Source organism: Bradyrhizobium sp. S3.3.6, assembly GCF_040546905.1.
Lineage (GTDB): Bacteria > Pseudomonadota > Alphaproteobacteria > Rhizobiales > Xanthobacteraceae > Bradyrhizobium > Bradyrhizobium cytisi.
In genome coordinates this window covers 22,639-37,466 of record NZ_JBEPOT010000006.1, presented here as the reverse complement: position 1 = coordinate 37,466, position 14,828 = coordinate 22,639, and the positions used below count along the sequence as shown (strand labels likewise).

General features: G+C 64.3%; 12 protein-coding genes. 4 read left to right on the top strand and 8 right to left on the bottom strand.

The features are described from left to right. Positions 1-130: 130 nt before the first annotated feature. A complete protein-coding gene (locus ABID59_RS18785; RefSeq protein WP_354084337.1) occupies positions 131-1,363 on the bottom strand; it encodes an NAD(P)/FAD-dependent oxidoreductase in 1,233 nt (410 codons plus the stop codon). Between the two features lie 243 nt (positions 1,364-1,606). On the opposite strand from ABID59_RS18785, the gene ABID59_RS18780 reads away from it, so the two are divergent. Beyond that, on the top strand, positions 1,607-2,401 hold the full coding sequence (locus tag ABID59_RS18780) for an enoyl-CoA hydratase/isomerase family protein (RefSeq protein ID WP_354084336.1): 795 nt from the start codon (positions 1,607-1,609) through the stop codon (positions 2,399-2,401). Next, a complete protein-coding gene (locus ABID59_RS18775) occupies positions 2,398-2,979 on the top strand; it encodes a histidine phosphatase family protein (protein ID WP_354084335.1) in 582 nt (193 codons plus the stop codon). Before ABID59_RS18780 ends, ABID59_RS18775 begins: the two co-directional genes overlap by 4 nt. Here ABID59_RS18775 and ABID59_RS18770 read toward each other — a convergent pair. From ABID59_RS18770 to ABID59_RS18755, 4 genes are all read right to left on the bottom strand, one after another. After that, positions 2,972-4,312, bottom strand: coding sequence for a TRAP transporter large permease (locus ABID59_RS18770; protein WP_354084334.1), 1,341 nt, complete (start codon positions 4,310-4,312; stop codon positions 2,972-2,974). The genes ABID59_RS18775 and ABID59_RS18770 overlap by 8 nt on opposite strands. Continuing rightward, positions 4,309-4,887 carry a TRAP transporter small permease gene (locus ABID59_RS18765; protein WP_354084333.1) on the bottom strand — a complete coding sequence of 193 codons (579 nt, stop codon included), beginning with the start codon at positions 4,885-4,887 and terminating at the stop codon, positions 4,309-4,311. The genes ABID59_RS18770 and ABID59_RS18765 overlap by 4 nt, the downstream gene beginning before the upstream one ends. 152 nt (positions 4,888-5,039) lie before the next feature. Beyond that, entirely contained in the window at positions 5,040-6,047 is a 1,008-nt protein-coding gene (locus ABID59_RS18760) for a TRAP transporter substrate-binding protein (RefSeq protein ID WP_354084332.1), read from the bottom strand. Between the two features lie 59 nt (positions 6,048-6,106). Continuing rightward, positions 6,107-7,825 carry an IlvD/Edd family dehydratase gene (locus ABID59_RS18755; RefSeq protein WP_354084576.1) on the bottom strand — a complete coding sequence of 573 codons (1,719 nt, stop codon included), beginning with the start codon at positions 7,823-7,825 and terminating at the stop codon, positions 6,107-6,109. A gap of 173 nt (positions 7,826-7,998) precedes the next feature. Between ABID59_RS18755 and ABID59_RS18750 the strand changes: the two genes are divergently transcribed. Beyond that, entirely contained in the window at positions 7,999-8,676 is a 678-nt protein-coding gene (locus tag ABID59_RS18750) for a GntR family transcriptional regulator (RefSeq protein ID WP_354084331.1), read from the top strand. Between the two features lie 15 nt (positions 8,677-8,691). Here ABID59_RS18750 and ABID59_RS18745 read toward each other — a convergent pair whose 3' ends face one another. Next, positions 8,692-9,513 carry an NAD-dependent epimerase/dehydratase family protein gene (locus ABID59_RS18745; RefSeq protein ID WP_148748981.1) on the bottom strand — a complete coding sequence of 274 codons (822 nt, stop codon included), beginning with the start codon at positions 9,511-9,513 and terminating at the stop codon, positions 8,692-8,694. Positions 9,514-9,602: 89 nt separating this feature from the next. On the opposite strand from ABID59_RS18745, the gene ABID59_RS18740 reads away from it, so the two are divergent. Further along, a complete protein-coding gene (locus tag ABID59_RS18740; RefSeq protein WP_148748982.1) occupies positions 9,603-10,580 on the top strand; it encodes an SMP-30/gluconolactonase/LRE family protein in 978 nt (325 codons plus the stop codon). Positions 10,581-10,755: 175 nt separating this feature from the next. Here ABID59_RS18740 and ABID59_RS18735 read toward each other — a convergent pair whose 3' ends face one another. Next, entirely contained in the window at positions 10,756-12,186 is a 1,431-nt protein-coding gene (locus ABID59_RS18735) for an aldehyde dehydrogenase family protein (protein ID WP_148748983.1), read from the bottom strand. A 274-nt stretch (positions 12,187-12,460) separates the two neighbouring features. Next, positions 12,461-14,824, bottom strand: a complete 2,364-nt coding sequence (locus tag ABID59_RS18730; protein WP_354084330.1) for a thiamine pyrophosphate-binding protein — start codon at positions 14,822-14,824, stop codon at positions 12,461-12,463. Between the last annotated feature and the right edge of the window lie 4 nt (positions 14,825-14,828).

The following is a 14,828-nucleotide window of genomic DNA, read 5'->3' as shown; positions in this document are numbered from 1 at the left end:
GAGGTCGGATTGCATCGAAGATGCAATCCGGGTGAGGGGGAGCCTCCGCGAGTCCAACTGTCACAGTATGCGCGGATAGAGCCCCTCACCCCAACCCTCTCCCCGTAAGAACGGGGAGAGGGAGAGAGCCTCACGCCAGCGCGCTCTTCAGGTCAAAGCTCTCATCCGCCGCCTGTTCCGGCGTGATCGAGCGATTCATGGCCTGCAACCTTCGGCCGAACATGTGATCGCCGGCGCGGTTGATCGATTCGATGCCGAGCAGCCGGTCGCCGTGGTAGCAGAACGCGGAAAACGCCTTTTTGGCGGGATCGCCGCGCAGCACGACGCGGTCGTAGCCGGTGGTGAGACCTGCGATCTGGAGCTTGTCGTCGCCCTGGTCGCTCCAGAACCAGGGATGGCCGTCATAGGGCTTCTTGTCGCCGGTCAGCCGCGCGGCGAGGCAGCGGGCATGGTCGGTGGCGTTCTGCACCGATTCCAGCCGCAGCGAGCCGCCGAAGCGCGGGCTCGCGAACAGCGCGCAGTCGCCGACCGCGGAAATGTTAGGGTCGGATGTCGAGAGATATTCGTCGACGATAATGCCGGCGGCAACTGGCAGCCCCGCCTCGGCCGCCAGCTCGATATTCGGCAGCACGCCGACGCCGACCACGACGAGATCGGCGGGCAGATGCCGGCCGTCGCTCAAGGACACGCCGGTGACCTTGCCGGTATCCTTATCGCCTTGGGCCTCGATGGAAGTAGCCTGCACGCCGAGGTGAATGCGAATGCCGGCCTCGCGATGCCGCGCCTGAAAATACTCCGAGACCTCCGCCGTCACCGCGCGCGCCATCACGCGCGGCGCAAGCTCGAGCACGTCGACCTCGAGCCCCTTGATCCGCGCGGTCGCGGCGAATTCGAGGCCGATGAAGCCGGCGCCGATCACCACGACCCGCGTCTTTGACGGAATGATCTTTCGCAGCGCCTCGCTCTCGTCGAGGATGCGCAGATATTTCACGTCGGGCAGATTGGCATTGGGCAGATCGAGCAGGCGGTTGCGCGCGCCCGTCGCCAGCACGAGATGGCCGTAAGGCAGCATCTCGCCGGATGCGAGGAGCAGCTTGCGCCTCGCGCGGTCGATCGACACGGCGCGGCCCGCGATCAGCTCGATGGTCTGGTCCTGGTAAAATTTCTCCGGCCGGAACATCAGGCTCTCCGGCCCGGCGGAACCCTTGATGTAGGCCTTGGACAAAGGCGGCCGCTGATAGGGCAGATGCGCCTCGTCATTGATCAGGCAGATGCGATCCGAAAAACCCGCCTGCCGCAGGGATGCCGCGGCCTGATAGCCACCATGGCCGGCACCGACAATGATCACGGGACCGTCCGTCATTGGACAGCCCATTTCCGCAAGACACGAGCGTCACCCATGTCGTCTCCTCTCTCGCTAAGATTGGCTTGGCTAGCCTTACGAGGAGCCGGCGCTCGTGTCCGTCCCTAAACGAAGGCGGCCCCATTTGAGCCGATCATTCCGCACGACGCAAGGCCCCTACGCGGGGCACTGGCGGCCAGGGATTGTCACCCCTCGCCTTCTGCGATTTAGTTGCGGCAACGAACCTCATGCCGGGGATTTCCGATGCCAGCTCCCGTCTCCCAACCCGATGATCCCGCCCTGCTGCGGATCGAAGGCCCGATCGCAACCATCACGCTCAATCGCCCCGCCGCCTTCAACTCGATCAACCTGGCGATCGCGCAGAAGCTCGAGCAGCTCGCGGCCACCATCGAGGGCGACGACGCGATCAAGGTCGTGATCCTTGAGGGCGCGGGCCGCGCCTTCTCCGCCGGCGGCGATCTGCAGACGATTGGCGCGGCAGCCGAGGCCAACACGGTGACGCCGGTGGTCGGCGAGCTGCTCAAGCACTATCATTCCTTCATCGAGATCATCCGGCGCATGCCCAAGATCTCGCTGTCGAGCGTGCACGGCTCGGCGGCCGGCGCCGGCATGGGCCTCGCCTTCGTCACCGATCTCTGCATCGCCGCCGAGGACGCGAAGTTCACGCCGGCCTATGCCAAGATCGGCGTCTCGCCGGATGGCGGCTCGACAGTCGGGATCGTCGGCACGGTCGGCGCGCGCCGCGCGCTGCAGATCTTTCTGACCGAGGATAATTTCACCGCGAAGCAAGCCCTTGAATGGGGCCTCGTCGCCAAGATCGTTCCCGCGACCGAGCTGAAGGCCGCGACGCGGCAGCTTGCCGAGCGGCTGGCGCAGAACGCGCCGGCAGCGATCGCCGGCACCAAGTCGCTGGTCTACGCGGCTGCCACCACACCCGTAAAACGGCAGCTCGATGCCGAGGAGCACAAGATCATCATGGCGATGAATACGGAGCAGTTTCGTGTTGCCGTGAAGAAGTTCACGAGCAAGAGCAAGTGAGCGCGCCCACGCCATCGCGTTCGTTCTGCGGCCTGCGCCACGGCGCGACGGATTGGAACCGGCAGGGACTGTTTCAAGGCCGGGCCGACAATCCGCTGAACGAGGATGGCCTCAAACAAGCGCACGAGGCTGCGGACTTGCTGCGCGCTGCCGGCATCAGCCGCATCGTCGCGAGCCCGCTGCTGCGTGCAGCGAAAACCGCCGAGATCATCGCGGAAGCAATCTCGGTACCGCTTACGATCGATGCCGGCATCATCGAGTTCGATTTCGGTAGTTTTGAGGGCCTCCCCGTCCGCGACCTCATGATCAAGCACGGCGTCAACTCGGCGACAGGCCTCGTCTCGATCCTGCCCGCCGACGGCGAGAACTGGGACGCCATGGCCGAACGCTCACTGCGCTGCGTGGCCGGTTGGCTCGACCGCTATCCCGGCGACCATCTGCTGTTCGTCTGCCATGACGCGGTGATGCAGGGCATGGCAAAATCGCTCTCCGGCACCTACTTCAAGAACAGCCACGGCAGACCGTTCCGCTACGTCCGCGAGGACGCGCAGTGGCGCGTCGAGCAGATCGTCACTTAGGGCAAATGTAGCCCGTTCCCTCCGGCGACTTGAAGCAGCCGACCGATTCCGGCAGCACGTGCTGCGGCAGCCACAGCACGACGTTCGGGAAGTAGATCGCGAACGCAATGGTGGCGAAGAACACGACATAGATCGGCAGCGCCGCGCGTAGCGCTTTTGCAAAGCTGACGCCGACGAATTTGGACGCCATCAGCAGCACTAGGCCATAAGGCGGCGTGATCAGGCCGAAGGCGAGCGTCGCGATCAGCACCACGCCCATGTGGACGCCGTTGATGTCGCCGGCTTCGGTCAGCGTGTTGACCAGCGGCATGAAGATGATGATGGTCGGTACCGGCTCGATGAAATCGCCGACCACGGTGAATAGCAGCACCATCAGCAGCATGATCAGATGCGGATCGTTGCCCGCGATCGAAGTGATCATGTCGGCGATGTAGCTCGCGCCGCGCAGGTAGGCGAGCATCCAGCCGAAGGCATTGGCGGCGCCGATCGTGATCAGCGGCAGCGAGAAGATCAGCCCGGCGAGGCAGAAATCGTAGGGAATCTTCCTGAAATGCCCGCGGTTGAGTGCGGGGATCACGACCAGGACGATCCAGGCCACGGCGACGACGCCCGCTTCCGTCGGCGTGAACCAGCCGGTCAGAATGCCGCCGAGCAGGATCACCGGGATCATCAGCGGCAGCGCCGCATCACCGGCGGCGAACACGATTTGCCGCAGCGGCGCGCGCGGCTTGCGCAAGCCCGAGGGGCCGAAGAAATAGCAGTAGATCATCAGGCCGAAGCCGATCATCAGGCCCGGCACCACGCCCGCCATGAACAGGCCGGCGATCGAGACGTTGCCGACCGCACCATAGACCACCGCGGTGATGCTCGGGGGCACGAGCGCCGCAATGGTCGAGGCCGACGCGATGATCGCGGCGATGAAGGCGGGCTCGTAGCCCTCGCGCTTCATCGGCCCACCCAGCGCGCGGCTCATCACGGCGACATCGGCCGTAGTCGACCCCGACATTTCCGAGAAGAACATGCTGAAGACGACCACGACCTGCGACAGGCCGCCTCTGATGTGCCCGACCAGCGACACTGAGAGGTTGGCTATTCGCACCACCACATTGGCCGAGCTCATGAGCTCGCCGACCAGCAGGAAGAAGGGAATCGCCAGCAGCGCCTCGGAGTCGACGCCGTCGAAGATTTTCTGGATGATCGCGGCGAGCGAGACGTCGGACAGGATCGCACCGATGAATACGCCGGCCATCAGCGAGAACGGCACGGGCACGCCGAGGTAGCCGAACGACAGGAAGCAGATCGACATCAACGCCAGGACAATGGGTGCGCTCACGGCTGCGCCCTCATTTGCGCTTCGGTGACGACGGGCGCAGCGTCCTCGTCCAGCGGCTCCGGATGGTCAAAACCGTTGCGCAGACCGTTGACGAGCTGCTCGATGGTGAACAGGCCGACCAGGACGCCGGACAGCGGAATTATCGCGTAAAGCGAGGCAATCGGCGTGCCCGACGGCAGGCGGAAGCTGCCGAAGCCGCGCAAATAATTCTGGTAGCCGTACCAGATCAGGCAGAAGGCGACGCCGAGCACGATGAGGCGGATGATGATTTCGACGATCATCCTGGGCACGCCATGCATCGCCTCGGAAATCGCGGTGAGATAGAGGTGATCGTTGCGGCGGGTCGCAACCGCGGTCCCGATGAAGATCGCATAGATGAACAGCGTCGAGGTGACTTCCTGCAGCCACAGCCAGGGATGGCCGATGGTGCGGGTGACGATGTCGGCGGTGACCGACAGCGAGAAGCCGAAGCACAGCACGCCGCAAAGGATCATCAGCGCGAGCTCGAGCCAGTCGAGCCAGCGCCATTTCAGGTGGCGCTGGCGTTGCAATACGAGCTTGTCGGCGATGGCCATTGCTGCTCCCGTCGTCCCGGCGAAGGCCGGGACCCATAGCCCCAGCTGCTCATTGTGTTAGCGAGTTGACAGCTATCCCCCCAAAGCGCCGCCGCGGAGTAGAGGTCCCGGCCTTCGCCGGGACGACGCGGAGAAGCGCCTGCGCGCGGGGTCTACTTGATCGACCGGATCAGGTCCTTGACCTTCACCGCGTGCGGGCCGAGCTCCTTGGCGAGCTTGTCGAGATAGGGATCGGCGATCGCAATGAAGCCGGACTTGTCAACATCGGGAACGATCTTGACGCCGATCGATTTCAGCTTGACTTGCGATTGATGCTCAAGCTCGATCGCCTTGGCGGGCTGGGTCTTGTTGACCTCGTCGGCGGCGGCCTGCACCCAACCCTGCTGCTCTGGCGTGAGGTTGTTCCAGAGCTTGTCGCTGACCCAGACCAGACTGTTGTTGGCCTCATGCTCGGTCATCGAGAGCACCGGCGCCACTTCATAGTGCTTGTTGGCGAGGTAGACGTTGACGCCATTCTCGGCGACATCGACCACGCCGGTTTGCAGAGAAGTATAGACGCTGCCGAACGGCATGTGCACGATCTGGGCGCCATAGGCCGGGAACATGGTGTCCTCGGTCGGCGTCGCCTGCACCCGCACCTTGAGGCCCTTCATGTCCTCGACCTTCTTGATCTCCCGCTTTGAATACATGTTGCGCAAGCCAAGCGTCGCCAGCGCGATGACATGAGTGCCCTGAACTGTCTCTGCAATCATCGCTTTGACCGCATTTGCCACCTCGGGATTCGCTATCGCCTTGATGAGATGGTCTTCCGAGCGGAACAGGTAGTGCATTGACATAACGCCTGCCTGGGGCGAGAGCGTCGCGGCGTTCGCGGACGATGAAATACAGAACTCGATATCCCCCGCCTTGACGAGCTGCAACACCTGCGGCTCCTGCCCGAGCTGCGCGCCGGGATATTGGTCGATCAACATCGTTCCTTTGCTCAGCGCCTTGAGCTTCTCGCTGAAGATGTCGCCGAGGATTCCATAGCCGGTGATCTTGGGCTGGTCATAGGCGAAGCGATAATGCTTCACCTCCTGCGCCCCGGCGCCCGTGACGAAGAGAACAGCGGCCGTTGCCGCCAGCCGATGTAAGAATCTTGGCATCGATCGTTCAATCATCGTTTCCCCCTGTTTATCGCTCGCCGCTTTAGCGGTCTGAGCGTTCGTTTGGGTGGTTATCACCCCTTCTCGGTCTTCTTCCCAGCCCTCTGCATGAAATCGAAGTCGCAGCCCTCGTCGGCCTGCATGATGGTCTCGTTGAACAGCCAGGCATAGCCGCGCCGCGCTTCATCCGGCGCTGCGGCCGGCTTCAGCGCGGCGCGCCGACGCTCCAGCTCGGCGGCATCGACCAAAAGCTCAATGCTGCGCTTGGCCACATCGAGTTGAATTTTGTCGCCGTTCTTCACCAGCGCCAGCGGGCCGCCGACCGCGGATTCCGGCGTGATGTGCAGAACGATGGTGCCGAACGCGGTGCCGCTCATGCGCGCATCCGAAATGCGCACCATGTCCTTGGTACCATTCCGTGCGAGCTTCTTCGGGATCGGCAGATAGCCCGCCTCGGGCATGCCGGGCGCGCCCTTCGGGCCGGCATTGCGCAGCACCAGCACGTCGTCGGCGGTGACGTCGAGATCGGAATCGTCGACCCGCAAGGTCATGTCCTCGACGGATTCGAACACCACCGCGCGGCCCGTATGCTGCAGGAGCTTGGGGCTCGCAGCAGATTGCTTGATGACCGCGCCGCGCGGCGCGAGATTGCCGTGCAGGACGGCAAGGCCACCCTCCTCCTTGATCGGATTGTGGCGCGGACGGATCGCGTCCTGACCCGGCACGTCCTCTGCATTCGCGACGACGTCGCGCAGGCTCGCGCCCGAGATCGTCTTCGCATCGAGATCGACGAGATCGCCGAGCTGCGCCAGCAGTTTCGGCACGCCGCCGGCGTAATGGAAATGCTCCATATAGTGCTCGCCGGACGGCTTGAGATCGACCAGCACCGGCACCTCGCGGCCGATCTGGTCGAACACTTCGAGATCGAGCCGGTGCGGCGAGCGGTGCGCCATCGCGGTCAGATGGATCAGGCCGTTGGTCGAGCCGCCGATCGCCTGCAGCGCGACCTGCGCGTTCTTGAAGGAGGCCGGCGTCAAGAGCTCGCTCGGCTTCGGGCCCTTGGTCTTGGCCATCTCGGCCGCAACCCGGCCGCTCGCCTCGGCCAGACGAAAACGCTCGGCATGCGGCGCCGGAATTGTCGCGCTCATCGGCAGCGACAGGCCCATGGCTTCGATCATGCAGGCCATGGTCGAGGCCGTGCCCATCACCATGCAGGTGCCGACCGACGGCGCCAGGCGGCCATTGACGGCTTCGATCTCGGCATCGTCGATCTCGCCGGCGCGATACTTGCCCCAGAGACGGCGGCAATCGGTGCAGGCCCCTAACACCTCGCCCTTGTGATGACCGACCACCATCGGACCGACGGGAATGACCACGGTCGGCAGGTCGGCGCTGATCGCCGCCATCACCTGCGCCGGTAGCGTCTTGTCGCAGCCGCCGATCACGATCACAGAATCCATCGGCTGAGCCCGGATCATCTCCTCGGTGTCCATCGCCATCAGATTGCGCAGATACATCGAGGTCGGATGCGCAAAGCTCTCGGCGATCGAAATGGTCGGGAACACGAACGGCATCGCGCCCGACAGCATCACGCCGCGCTTGGCGGCTTCGATGATCTGCGGAACGTTGCCGTGGCAGGGATTGTAGTCGCTATAGGTGTTCGTGATGCCGACGATCGGGCGCTCCAGCGCGTCGTCGGAATAGCCCATGGCCTTGATGAACGCCTTGCGCAGGAACAGCGAGAAGCCGGCATCGCCATAGCTCGTCAGACCCTTGCGCAAACCACTCGTCATCATGCCGCTCCTTAGCTTGCCATTGTGCTACAGCCTGCCCCCTGATTGTCAATAAGACAGGGCCGGATCGCAACGCTTTCTGCTCCTGATGGTGCTCCTGGGCACAAATTATTGACAATCGGGGTTCGCCCTGCTCCACAAGGCGGACCGGCGAGGCGCCGGAGGCTGAGGGCATGTCCGACATTCGCACCGCAGACGCCATGACTATCCGACGCGACGATCCCGATGACGTCGTCGCGCGGCTGGAGGAGGACATCATCTTCGGCCGCCTCGCTCCCGGCGCGCGTCTCACCGAGGATGCGCTGATGTCGCGCTACGGCACCTCCAGGCATTTCGTGCGCCAGGCGCTGGTGGACGCCGAGCGCCGCGGCATCGTCCGCCGCGAGAAGAACGTCGGCGCCACCGTGCGGTTCTATTCCGCCGAGGAGGTCCGGCAGATCTACGAGGTCAGGGAGATGCTGACGCGGCAGGCCGCGCTGATGATCCCGCTGCCCGCGCCGCAAGTCCTGATCGACGAGCTGACCGCCTTGCAACGACAATATTGTGCCAGGGCGGACGTGCAGGATCTGCGCGGCATCCACGAGGCCAACGACGCCTTCCACGTCGCGCTGTTTTCGGCTTGCGGCAATCCCTACCTGGTGCGCTCGCTGCAGGACTATATGAGCCTGACGCTGCCGATGCGCGCGAAGAACCTCGCCGACCGCGAAGGGCTGGCGCAGTCACGGCGCCAGCACGAGTTGATGATCGAGCTGCTCAGGGGCCGCGACAGCTGGGCGCTGGCGCAGCTCTGCGTGGATCACATGCAGTTCAGCAAAGCGGATTATCTGGCAAGGATTGCGAGGGAGAGCTAGCGCCGCCGTTCAAGACTACCGCTTATTCCAATCAATGATCCGGCTTGTGTCGCCATCGAACTCGTTGCTGCAGAACGCGCCGCCCTGATAGTGGTCGCCGACCGGATCCGGCTTCAGCTTGGCCTGCTCGGCCATGGCGTGCGCGACATGATCCTCGGAGCGGCCGGTGGGACGATAACCGAATTCGTAGGCGCGGTGGTTGTCCCACCAGGCGCGCTCGTTCAGCGACACGCCGTAAAAAACCTCGAAATGGATGTCGGGATGCTCGAGCCCGATTTGGCAGAGCTGCACCAGGTCTTCCGGCTTCAGCCAGATCGAGATCCGGCGAAGGTCCAGCGGCACGTCACCGAAATTGCCGATGCGGAGGCAAGTCACCTTCAGGCCGTGCTTATCGGCGTAGAGCGCGCCGAGTGCTTCGCCGAACACCTTGCTGACGCCATAGCGGCCGTCCGGGCGCGCGGTGACGTCGGTATCGATCCTGCGGTGGCGCGGATAGAATCCAACGGCATGGTTCGAGGACGCGAACACCACGCGCTTGACGCCCTTGCGATACGCGGCCTCGAACAGATTATAGCCGCCGATGATGTTGGCCTGGAGGATGTCGTCCCACGGGCCCTCGACCGAATAGCCGCCGAAATGGATGATGCCGTCGACGCCCTCGCAGATCGCCTCGACTTGCGCGAGATCGGACAGGTCCGCCGCCTTGAACTGCTCGTTCGCCCCGAGATCGGCGGGCGGGCGGATGTCGGAGAGCAGGAGGTCCGGATAGATCGGGGGCAGAAGTTTCCGCAGGCGCGTTCCGATCCCGCCCGAAGCTCCCGTCATCAAGATGCGCATGTCATTCCTCGTCTTTGGCGACAGATTTGCCGTCACGTGTCTCTAATGATAGCTGGATTGTCCAGAGGGAACGAAACGAGAGAACCGACATGAATGAGGCATCGTCCCACACCGAGGAGCGGTCAGGCTGGCAGCCGGCGACCTATTACCCCGATCCAGCGATAAAAGCACTGGACCCCCGCTTCGAAAAATACTGGTTGAAACTTTCTGCGGTGGAGCGGCTGGCGACCGGCCTGCGCTGGGCCGAGGGCCCGGTCTGGTTCGGCGACGGGCGCTATCTGCTCTGCAGCGACATCCCGAACCAGCGCATCATCAAATGGGAGGAAGAGACCGGCGCGGTGTCGGTATTCCGAAAGCCCTCCAATTTCGCCAACGGCAACACGCGCGACCGCCAGGGACGGCTTGTCACCTGCGAGCACGGCGGCCGCCGCGTGACCCGCACCGAATATGACGGCGAGATCACGGTGCTGATGGAATCGTTCAACGGCAAGCGGCTGAACTCGCCGAACGACGTCGTGGTCAAGTCCGACGGTTCGATCTGGTTCACCGATCCGACCTTCGGCCTGCTCGGCAATTACGAGGGCTACAAGGCGGACTCCGAGATCGACCCGAACGTCTACCGGCTCGATCCCGCGACGCGCAAGGCGAGTGTCGTCGCCGAGGGCGTGCTGGGACCGAACGGGCTGTGTTTCTCGCCGGACGAGAAGGTACTGTACGTGGTGGAATCGCGCGGGCAACCGAACCGAAAAATCCTCGCCTATGACGTCTCGGCGGATGGCACCACGATCTCCAACAAGCGCGTGCACATCGATGCGGGTCCGGGCACGCCGGACGGCATGCGCTGCGACATCGACGGCAATCTGTGGTGCGGCTGGGGCATGGGCGATCCCGAGCTCGACGGCGTCGTGGTGTTCGCGCCCGACGGCGTCATGATCGGCCGTATCGCGCTGCCCGAGCGCTGCGCCAATCTCTGCTTCGGCGGCCTCAAGCGCAACCGCCTGTTCATGGCCGCGAGCCAGTCGATCTACGCGCTGTATGTGAACACGCAGGGGGCGGTGGGGGGATAGGCTTTCGAACTCTCTCCTCGTCATTGCGAGGAGCCCTTGCGACGAAGCAATCCAGACTGCCTCCGCGGAAGGATTCCTGGATTGCTTCGCTTCGCTCGCAATGACGGAGAGAAACGAAACGAAAAACGCCGGAGCGGTTTCCCGCTCCGGCGTCATTCTGTTCAGGCGCTAAAACTTACGCGGCGTTGAAGCCGGCGACGGCCTTCACTTCGAGGAAGTCCTCGAGGCCGTACTTGCCCCACTCGCGGCCGTTGCCCGACTGCTTGTAGCCGCCGAACGGCGCGCTGCGGTCGTTGGGCACGCCCTGGAGGTTGACGTTGCCGGCGCGGATCTGGCGACCGACGCGCTTGGCATCCTCGACTGAAGCGCCCGTGACGTAACCAGCGAGGCCATACGGCGTGTCGTTGGCGATGTGCACGGCGTCGGCTTCGTTCTTGGCGCCGATGATGGTCAGCACCGGTCCGAAGATTTCTTCACGTGCGATCGTCATCTCGGGGGTGACGTCGGCGAAGATGGTCGGGCGGACGTAGAACCCCTTGTTGACGCCTTCGGGCAGGCCCGGGCCGCCGGCCACGAGCGTTGCGCCCTCGTCGATGCCTTTCTTGATGAGGCCCTGGATCTTGTCCCACTGGCCGCGGTTGACGACCGGACCAATGGTGGTGCCTTCGGCGCGGGGATCACCGGCCTTGGTCTTGTCGGCGACAGCCTTCGCGATCGCGGCGACTTCCTTCATCTTCGACAGCGGCACGATCATGCGCGAGGGCGCGTTGCAGGACTGGCCGGAGTTGTTGAACATGTGCATCACGCCGCCGGTCACCGCCTTCTGCAGGTCGGCGCCTTCGAGGATGACGTTCGGCGACTTGCCGCCCAGCTCCTGGCTGACGCGCTTCACGGTCGGCGCCGCGCGCTTGGCGACGTCGATGCCGGCGCGGGTCGAGCCGGTGAAGGAGATCATGTCGATGTCGGGATGCTCGCTCATGGCGGCGCCGACCTCGGGGCCGAGGCCGTTGACGAGGTTGAACACGCCCTTCGGCACGCCGGCTTCATGGAGGATTTCCGCGAAGATCAGCGCCGAGGTGGGCGTGAACTCCGACGGCTTCAGGATCATGGTGCAGCCGGCGGCGAGCGCGGGCGCGACCTTGCAGGCGATCTGGTTGAGCGGCCAGTTCCAGGGCGTGATCATGCCGACCACCCCGACCGGCTCGCGCAGCACCATGGCGGTGCCGACCGGCTCCTCGAAATGATAGTTCTTGAGCACGTCGAGCGTGGTCATGAGATGGCCGAGGCCGGCGCCGGCCTGGAGTTTTTCAGCCATCGGCAGCGGCGCGCCCATCTCGTCGGAGACGGCGGCCCCGATCTCCTTGAGACGGCCCTTGTAAACCTCGATCACCTTCGTGAGCAGCGCGACGCGCTCATCGCGGCTGGTCTGGGAGAACGTTGCAAAGGCGCGCTTGGCGGCGGCAACCGCCTTGTCCACGTCAGCCTTGGAGCCCAGCGCAACCTCGTACATCGCCTCTTCCGTCGCCGGATTGACGACCGGGGTGGACTTCTTGACGGCGGGATCGACCCAGGCGCCGTCGATGTAGAATTGCATGCGATTGACCATCGTTAACCTCTTCTTGGGGCTTGGAGGGGGCGTTTCGGCAGGCATCCTTGCACGAAAGCGCCGGCAATTGAACCCGCCATATGCGGGGCCAGCGTTGCGGCGGACGGAGGTTATATGAGCCGATGGCGGGAACGTGGCAAGGCTCCCTCAGATGTCATTCCGGGGCGCGACAAAGTCGTGAGCCCGGAATCCATTGCACCACCTGAACTGAGGCGCAATGGATTCCGGGCTCGACGCTACGCGTCGCCCCGGAATGACAACCCGGTCACCCCGACTACACCGCCATCTTACGATGGAGCACCGGCGCGCCGGTGGTGAGGCTTTCCGCCGCATCGATGATCGCATTCGCATCGATGCCATAGTGCCGATAAAGGTCCGCGATGGTGCCGGTCTGCCCGAACTGCTCGACGCCGAGCGCCTCGACGCGGTGGCCGCGGACGCTGCCGAGCCAGCCGAGCGCCGACGGATGGCCGTCGATCACAGTCACGATGCCGCAATCGCGCGGCAGTGGCGCCAGCAGTTTTTCGATATGGCTGAGGTGCTGCACGCCGCGCCGGTCGCGCCGCAATTTTCGCGCGGCAGTCCACCCGGAATGCAGGCGGTCCGCCGAGGTAATCGCAAGCAGGCCGATGTCGCGCCGGCTCTCGCCGATGAAGCCGGTCGCCTCGATCGCCTCCGGCGCGACCGCGCCGGTATAGGCGATCACGAGTTCGGCATTGGGGCCCGGCTTGCGCAGCCAGTAGGCGCCATCGGTAATGCCCTGCTGCAGCTCCGGCGTCATGATCCGCTGCGCCTGCTCGATCGAGCGCGTCGAGAGCCGCAGGTACACGGAACCGCCCTCACCGGGATCGCGCTGCATGTGCTCAAAGCCCCACCCCATGATCACGGCGAGCTCGTCGACAAAGGCCGGCTCGAACGAGGCGAGCCCGTCCTGCGCCATGCCGATCAGCGGCGTCGCGATCGACTGGTGCGCACCGCCCTCCGGCGCGAGCGTGATGCCTGACGGCGTCGCCGCAACCATGAAGCGTGCATCCTGGTAGCAGGCGTAATTCAGCGCATCGAGACCGCGCTCGATGAAGGGATCGTAGAGCGTGCCGACCGGCAGCAGCCGCGCGCCGTTGATCTGGTGCGACAGGCCGAGCGCCGAGAGCATGATGAACAGGTTCATCTCGGCGATGCCGAGCTCGAGATGCTGTCCCTTGGGCGAGAAGTCCCAATTGAAGGTGGACGGAATTTTTTCGCTGCGGAATAAATCCGCCTTCTCACCGCGCGCGAACAGGCCACGCCGGTTCACCCACGGACCGAGATTGGTCGAGACCGTGACATCGGGCGAGGTCGTGACGATCCGTTGTGCCAGCTCGCTGTCGCCGCGCGCGATCTCGTTCAGCACGAGGCCAAAGCCCTGCTGCGTCGACATCTGCGGCGAGGGCTTGAACGCCAGCTGCTGCGGCACCTCGACGACGGGCGCCGTCAGCCGGCGGCCGTCCTTGTTGAACTGCACGCGCGCGAGGAAGGCGTCGAGCTCGGCGGCACTTTGCGTGAGGCCTTCGTACTTGTCCCATTCGTGGCCGGGGCGGATGTTCTGGCTCTCGCGATATTTCTCCATCTGCGCGACCGTCATCAGGCCGGCGTGATTGTCCTTGTGGCCCTGGAACGGCAGGCCGACACCCTTGATGGTGTAGGCGATGAAGCAGACCGGGCGATCGTGATCGATGGACTCGAACGCCTCCAGCATGCTCGCCATGTCGTGGCCGCCGAGATTCGACATCAGCGCCAAGAGCTCGTCGTCGCTGCGCTTGTCGATCAGCTTCGTGATCGGCCCCTGGTCGCCGATCTCGTCATGCAAATGCTTGCGAAAGGACGCGCCGCCCTGGAAGCACAGCGCCGCATAGAGCGCGTTCGGGCAATTGTCGATCCAGCGCTTCAACGCCTCGCCGCCGGGCTCGGCAAAGGCCTCGCGCATCAGGCGACCGTATTTCACGATGACGACGTCCCAGCCGAAATTGCGGAACATGGTCTCGAACTTTTCCCAGAGACCTTCGCGCACCACGGCATCGAGCGACTGGCGGTTGTAGTCGACCACCCACCAGGTGTTGCGCAGGCCGTGCTTCCAGCCTTCGGCCAGCGCTTCGAAGATGTTGCCCTCGTCCATCTCGGCGTCGCCGACCAGCGCGATCATCCGCCCCTCGCGGCGATCCTTCATCCAGCCATGCGCCTTGACATAGTCCTGCACCAGCGAGGCGAACAGCGTCTGCGCGACGCCGAGGCCGACCGAGCCGGTCGAGAAATCGACGTCGTCGACGTCCTTGGTGCGCGAGGGATAGGACTGCGCGCCCTTGAAGCCGCGAAAGTTCTCCAGCTTCTCGCGGCTCTGCCGGCCGAACAGATACTGGATGGCGTGGAACACCGGGCTCGCATGCGGCTTCACCGCGACGCGGTCCTCAGGCCGCAACACGCTAAAATACAGCGCCGACATGATGGTGGCGAGCGAGGCCGAGGAGGCCTGATGTCCGCCGACCTTCAGTCCATCCGTGTTCGACCGGACGTGGTTGGCATGGTGGATGGTCCATGACGACAGCCACAGCGCCTTGCGGGCCAGCGCGGTCAATGTGTCGAGACGGGCGGAATCAACGGGCATGGCA

Excerpts from the sequence above, each read along its gene's own strand:
- ABID59_RS18750 (WP_354084331.1), top strand. The coding sequence starts at position 7,999 with ATGTCCGACATTCGCACCGCAGACGCCATGACTATCCGACGCGACGAT.
- ABID59_RS18735 (WP_148748983.1), bottom strand. The coding sequence starts at position 12,186 with ATGGTCAATCGCATGCAATTCTACATCGACGGCGCCTGGGTCGATCCC.
- ABID59_RS18765 (WP_354084333.1), bottom strand. The coding sequence starts at position 4,887 with ATGGCCATCGCCGACAAGCTCGTATTGCAACGCCAGCGCCACCTGAAA.
- ABID59_RS18740 (WP_148748982.1), top strand. The coding sequence starts at position 9,603 with ATGAATGAGGCATCGTCCCACACCGAGGAGCGGTCAGGCTGGCAGCCG.
- ABID59_RS18785 (WP_354084337.1), bottom strand. The coding sequence starts at position 1,363 with ATGACGGACGGTCCCGTGATCATTGTCGGTGCCGGCCATGGTGGCTAT.
- ABID59_RS18780 (WP_354084336.1), top strand. The coding sequence starts at position 1,607 with ATGCCAGCTCCCGTCTCCCAACCCGATGATCCCGCCCTGCTGCGGATC.
- ABID59_RS18760 (WP_354084332.1), bottom strand. The coding sequence starts at position 6,047 with ATGATTGAACGATCGATGCCAAGATTCTTACATCGGCTGGCGGCAACG.
- ABID59_RS18730 (WP_354084330.1), bottom strand. The coding sequence starts at position 14,824 with ATGCCCGTTGATTCCGCCCGTCTCGACACATTGACCGCGCTGGCCCGC.
- ABID59_RS18745 (WP_148748981.1), bottom strand. The coding sequence starts at position 9,513 with ATGCGCATCTTGATGACGGGAGCTTCGGGCGGGATCGGAACGCGCCTG.
- ABID59_RS18755 (WP_354084576.1), bottom strand. The coding sequence starts at position 7,825 with ATGACGAGTGGTTTGCGCAAGGGTCTGACGAGCTATGGCGATGCCGGC.